This window comes from Actinomycetospora sp. (genome assembly GCF_036497245.1).
GTDB lineage: Bacteria > Actinomycetota > Actinomycetes > Mycobacteriales > Pseudonocardiaceae > Actinomycetospora.
In genome coordinates this window covers 1-4441 of the sequence record NZ_DASXJS010000100.1, presented here as the reverse complement: position 1 = coordinate 4441, position 4441 = coordinate 1, and the positions used below count along the sequence as shown (strand labels likewise).

Below are 4441 nucleotides of genomic sequence, written 5' to 3'. Positions count from 1 at the left end.
GCGCCCAATCCGACCAGACGTTCGGCCTCCGCCTGCGCCTTGTCCGCGCCGACCTGCAGATCGAGATGGCACCGGTTCTTCGCCGTCTTGGGTTCGGGCACCAACTGGAAGAACAGCCGCGGACGCGTGCCGCCGGGATCGCGGGCGGTGGCGACCTCGCGGAACGCGGCGTGCCCGTCGATCTGGATGACGTCGCTCTCCGGCATGTGTCCGGCCGCGACCAGCTGACCCACGAGCTCCGAGTGGTCCTCGACGTCGTAGCCGAGCGCCTCGGCCCAGAACCGGGCGAGAGCGTGCGGGTCGGAGGCGTCGAAGGCGAGCTGGATCCCGGTGGTCATGGCACTGGTTATACCGTCGCCCGCGCCCCCTGCGGACCGATACCTGCCTACCGCCATGGTGCGCCGGACGCCCCGAACGGGAGCGACAACTTCGCTCCGCTCAGCGGGCCGTAGTTCCAGATCAGACCGGCCCACCGCGAGCCCGCCCAGATCGGGCTGGGCGCCGGCCAGTCGCCGTGTTCCGGGAGCGGGAAGCGCGCCACGCCACCGTAGGACTCCCCGGGCACCGCCTCGACCGTCGCGCCGGGTGTCCAGCCGGTCTGCAGCACCGGCTGGATCGACAACTCGAACGGCAGGCCGTGGATGACGTCGAGCCACACCACACCGGCCCACCACTGCCCGTCGGTGGCGCGGCCCCAGGACTGCAGGAACGCCAGATGGGGCGGGCGACTGAGCCGGACCCGGGTGGTCACGGGAAGTTGGTGAGGGCGGCCTCGCCGTCGAGGGTCAGCCGGGGCGCCCCGGCCAGCGGCAGGTGCACCAATCCCCGCCGGTGCATAGCCCGCAGCTGCCCGCCCACGTCGGCGCCGTCCAGCTCGTACGGCGACCAGAGCCCGCCGTCCGCTTCGTGGCGGATCCGGCCGGCCGCGACCGCGCGGAGCAGCGCCCGCCCGGCGTCCCCCAACGGCGGCAGACCCGGGCGGCTACTCGAACGCATGTTCGAATAGTAGCCCATGGGGCCACGTCAGGATGAGTGGCGCGCCTCCAGCACGGCGAGGTCGCGCACGGCGTAGCGGTAGTGCTCGCACTCCTCGTCCATCACCACGCGCAGGCAGCTGCCGGCCGTCCGCGATTCCTCCGGATACCCCGGTGCCGGTGTACGTGTGCACATCCGGTCGAGGTCGGCATCGGAGAGACCGTCGACGATGCCCCGCATGAGCGCCAGGCGGTCGGCGCGTGCCGCCAGCACCTCGGCGAAGGACGGGAGGGCGTCGAGATCGATGCCGAGCGCCGCGGCGTCCGCGCGCGGATAGGAGGTATGGGTGACCCCGAGCCGGTGGTAGGGCATCGGCTCGTCGAGGACCGGGCGGCTCGCCCAGGCGTCGGTGGCGAAGACGAGATGGCGCAGCGTCTCGGCGAACGACCACTCGTCGTCGACCCGTTCGTCGCGCGCCGATTCGGGCAACCGCTCCACCCGGGCGACCGCCTCCGACCAGAGCCGTTCGATCGTGTCCCACATCGCCCGGTAGTCCTCGGCCGTCTGCATCGCCCGGAGCTGGACGCGCTCCGGGTGCCGCCGGTCGAGTTCGCCCTCGACGAACGCGGTCACATCGACGCCGTTGACCATGAAGTTCCGGACAAGCCCGGACACATCGACGTCGATGAGCCACGAGTCGGCGATCTTGACCTGGCGGAGGTCACAGTCGCGGAGCCGCGCCGCCGTGAGGTCGGCGCCGGTGAAGGTCGCGCCGCGGAACGCGTCGGCGCCGGTGTACTCCGCTGCCATCGGGCGATTGTCGCCGATCGCCGCCGGGCGCGCCGAGCGGAGGTCCCGTGCTCGCCATACTGGGCGGGTGAGCGAGCTGCGCGACTACCAGGAATGGCACCGGATCTACGACGACCCCACGTCCGGGTTGTCGTGGCGGCTGCAAATCGTTCAGCGCTACATCAGGGAGGCGCTCGACCGGCACCCGGGACCGATGCGCGTCGTGAGCGTCTGCTCCGGCGACGGACGCGACGTGATCGACGTACTCGCGCGACGCGACGACGCCGACCGGGTCGGCGTTACCCTCATCGAACTCCACCCGCAGATCGCGGCGGACGCGAGGGATGCCGCAGCCGCGGCTGGGCTGAGCCAAGTCGAGGTGCGCACCGCCGACGCCGGGGTCACCGACACCTATGCCGGCGCGGTCCCTGCCGACCTGGTCCTCATGGTCGGCATCTTCGGCAACATCACCGACGCGGACCTCGAAGGGACCGTCGCGGCGGCTCCCGCGTTGTGCTCCCCGGGTGCGACGCTGCTGTGGTCGCGGGGACGGGATCGCACCGACCGCAACGACGCCGTTCGGGGATGGTTCGCCGACGCCGGTTTCACCGAGTTGGACTATGCGTCGCGCGACATCGGGAGCCGTCCGGCACTCGGTGCGATGCGTTACGACGGGGAGCCGCAGTCCCTGACCGCGGGCCGCCGACTCTTCACCTTCGTGCACTGATCGCCGGAACCGACTACGGTCTCGCGCGTGACGTCTCCTGTCTCTGGGCGCACCGCCCACATCGCCTGGACCCGTACCGGCACGCCGATCGAGGTGCTGTTCCTCCACGGTTTCTCCGACTCCGGGGCCTGTTGGGATCCCGTCGTGCGGGCCGTCTCGCCGCGGTGGGAGGTACTTACCCTCGACGCCCGCGGTCATGGCGCATCCGGGCTGCCCGACGGGCCGGCCGGGGCGTCCGAGCACGCCGCCGACGCCGCCATGGTCCTCGACGATCAGGCGACCGTCGACGGCGGCGTCATCGTGGTCGGCCACTCGATGGGCGCGGGTACGGCGATCGCCCTCGCCGAGCTCCGCCCCGATCTGGTCCGGGCGCTCGTCCTCGAGGACCCGGTGCTGCGCCTGCCGAGCGAGGAGCCGCCGGAGCGGCCGCCCGCCGGGCTGCCCGAGGGGCTCCGCGCGCTGCGGGCGATGTCGCTCGAGCAGCGCATCAAGCAGGGCCGGGCGGAGAACCCGACCTGGGCCGACGACGAGCTCGAACCATGGGCTTTGGCGAAGGCGGAGCTCGCTGAGGACTTCACATTGCACCGGCCCTCGGTCCGCCCCGCACCGGACCTGGCCGCGGCCACCAACTGCCCGGTCCTGCTGGTCCGCGGCGATCCCGACCGTGGCTCCATCGTCACCCCGGGCGCCGCCTCCGACGCCGTACGTCGTGCCGACGGCCGGATCGAGTCCGTGCACATCACCGGTGTCGGCCACAGCATCCGCCGCGAGGCGCGGGACCGCTTTCTCGTGGAGCTCGGCGCATTCCTCGGCCGCCACGCAGCCTGACCGCCACCTCCCCATGATCGTGATCGGAAAAAGCCGCGAAACGCCGTACGGATCCGATCACGATCATGGACGTTGTGGGGCAGTGCAAATCCTTCGATCATGGGTCGGGGCACTCGTTAGGCTGCGCCGATGGTTCTGCTCCGGGTCGAGACACTGCCGCTGTTCCCCCGGGTACGGCGCGCGCTGATCGAGCTGCTCGCCAGCCTCGGCACGGAGGAGTGGAAGCGACCGACCGTCTGCCCGGGCTGGGACGTGCACGACGTCGCGGCGCACCTGCTCGGCGTCGACCTGGCCAACGTCTCCGGCCGTCGCGATGCCCACTGGCTCGGTCCGCGGTCGGGAGAGCATCTCGGCGCATGGCTCGCCGGATTCAACGACCAGTGGGTGGAGGCGGCGCGTCGGCTGAGCCCACGCGTGCTCGTCGACATGATCGAGCCGGCGGGCCGTCAGCTCGACGACTACTTCGCCGGCCTCGATCCCGAGCGCGTCGACGCGCACGTCACGTGGGCGAGCAAGCGCCCGGTGCCCGTCTGGTTGGACATCGCCCGCGAGTACACCGAACGATGGGTGCACCAGCAGCAGATCCGCGACGCCACCGGACGTCCCGGCCTGACCGGGGAAGAGTTCGTCGCCCCGGTCCTCACGACGTTCGTGCACGCACTGCCGCTGGCCTACGCGCAGACCGACGCGTCGGACGGGACCACCGTGCAGTTCGCCGTCACAGGTCCGGGGGGCGGCTGCTGGCACCTGACCCGGAACGACGCCGAATGGGAACTGGCCGCCGGGGAGCACGCCCACCCGGCGGCCGAGGTCACCCTCGACGCCGACGACGCCTGGCGGCTGCTCACCCGCAGCCCGACTGCGGCCGATCCGCGGCTGTCCGGCGACCACGACCTGGCCGGAGTCATGCTCTCCGCCGTCGCCGTAATCGCCTGACCGGGCTCAGCCTCGGGGGTGACGACCAGCAACTCGGCCGCGCAGTACGACGGTGCGGGGCGCGTCCAGCAGCGCGAGATCGGATCTCGGGTCACCGTCGTAGACGACGACGTCGGCCGGTGCACCCTCGGTCAGGCCGTCGAGTCCGAGGTAACTCCTGGCTGCCCACGAGCCGGCGGCGAGCGC

At 71.8% G+C, this 4441-nt stretch carries 7 protein-coding genes and 1 pseudogene; 3 read left to right on the top strand and 5 right to left on the bottom strand.

Features of this window, described 5'->3' with window-relative positions:
• From VGI02_RS11080 to VGI02_RS11065, 4 genes are all read right to left on the bottom strand, one after another.
• Positions 1 to 338, bottom strand: a 338-nt coding sequence (locus VGI02_RS11080) for a VOC family protein (RefSeq protein WP_331627401.1), incomplete at its 3' end; no start/stop codon positions are given.
• 47 nt (positions 339 to 385) lie between these two features.
• Positions 386 to 751 carry a hypothetical protein gene (locus tag VGI02_RS11075; protein WP_331627400.1) on the bottom strand — a complete coding sequence of 122 codons (366 nt, stop codon included), beginning with the start codon at positions 749 to 751 and terminating at the stop codon, positions 386 to 388.
• Entirely contained in the window at positions 748 to 996 is a 249-nt protein-coding gene (locus VGI02_RS11070; protein WP_331627398.1) for a hypothetical protein, read from the bottom strand. Before VGI02_RS11070 ends, VGI02_RS11075 begins: the two co-directional genes overlap by 4 nt.
• Before the next feature lie 27 nt (positions 997 to 1023).
• Complete coding sequence (locus VGI02_RS11065) at positions 1024 to 1785, bottom strand: DinB family protein (protein WP_331627397.1); 762 nt, start codon at positions 1783 to 1785, stop codon at positions 1024 to 1026.
• Between the two features lie 67 nt (positions 1786 to 1852).
• On the opposite strand from VGI02_RS11065, the gene VGI02_RS11060 reads away from it, so the two are divergent.
• The 3 genes from VGI02_RS11060 to VGI02_RS11050 all read left to right on the top strand — a co-directional run bounded on the left by VGI02_RS11060 (position 1853) and on the right by VGI02_RS11050 (position 4255).
• Positions 1853 to 2491, top strand: coding sequence for a class I SAM-dependent methyltransferase (locus tag VGI02_RS11060; RefSeq protein ID WP_331627396.1), 639 nt, complete (start codon positions 1853 to 1855; stop codon positions 2489 to 2491).
• A gap of 27 nt (positions 2492 to 2518) precedes the next feature.
• The gene (locus VGI02_RS11055; RefSeq protein ID WP_331627395.1) at positions 2519 to 3319 is read left to right on the top strand and encodes an alpha/beta fold hydrolase; all 801 of its coding nucleotides are present in this window, start codon (positions 2519 to 2521) and stop codon (positions 3317 to 3319) included.
• A 129-nt stretch (positions 3320 to 3448) separates the two neighbouring features.
• Positions 3449 to 4255 carry a maleylpyruvate isomerase family mycothiol-dependent enzyme gene (locus VGI02_RS11050; RefSeq protein ID WP_331627394.1) on the top strand — a complete coding sequence of 269 codons (807 nt, stop codon included), beginning with the start codon at positions 3449 to 3451 and terminating at the stop codon, positions 4253 to 4255.
• Between the two features lie 6 nt (positions 4256 to 4261).
• Here the strand turns inward: VGI02_RS11050 and VGI02_RS11045 are convergent.
• Positions 4262 to 4441 (bottom strand): annotated as a pseudogene (locus VGI02_RS11045) (amidohydrolase family protein); the annotation flags it as partial.

What these genes read in the sequence shown, in the direction of transcription:
- VGI02_RS11070 (WP_331627398.1), bottom strand. Translation starts at nt 996, where the DNA reads ATGCGTTCGAGTAGCCGCCCGGGTCTGCCGCCGTTGGGGGACGCCGGG.
- VGI02_RS11065 (WP_331627397.1), bottom strand. Translation starts at nt 1,785, where the DNA reads ATGGCAGCGGAGTACACCGGCGCCGACGCGTTCCGCGGCGCGACCTTC.
- VGI02_RS11050 (WP_331627394.1), top strand. Translation starts at nt 3,449, where the DNA reads ATGGTTCTGCTCCGGGTCGAGACACTGCCGCTGTTCCCCCGGGTACGG.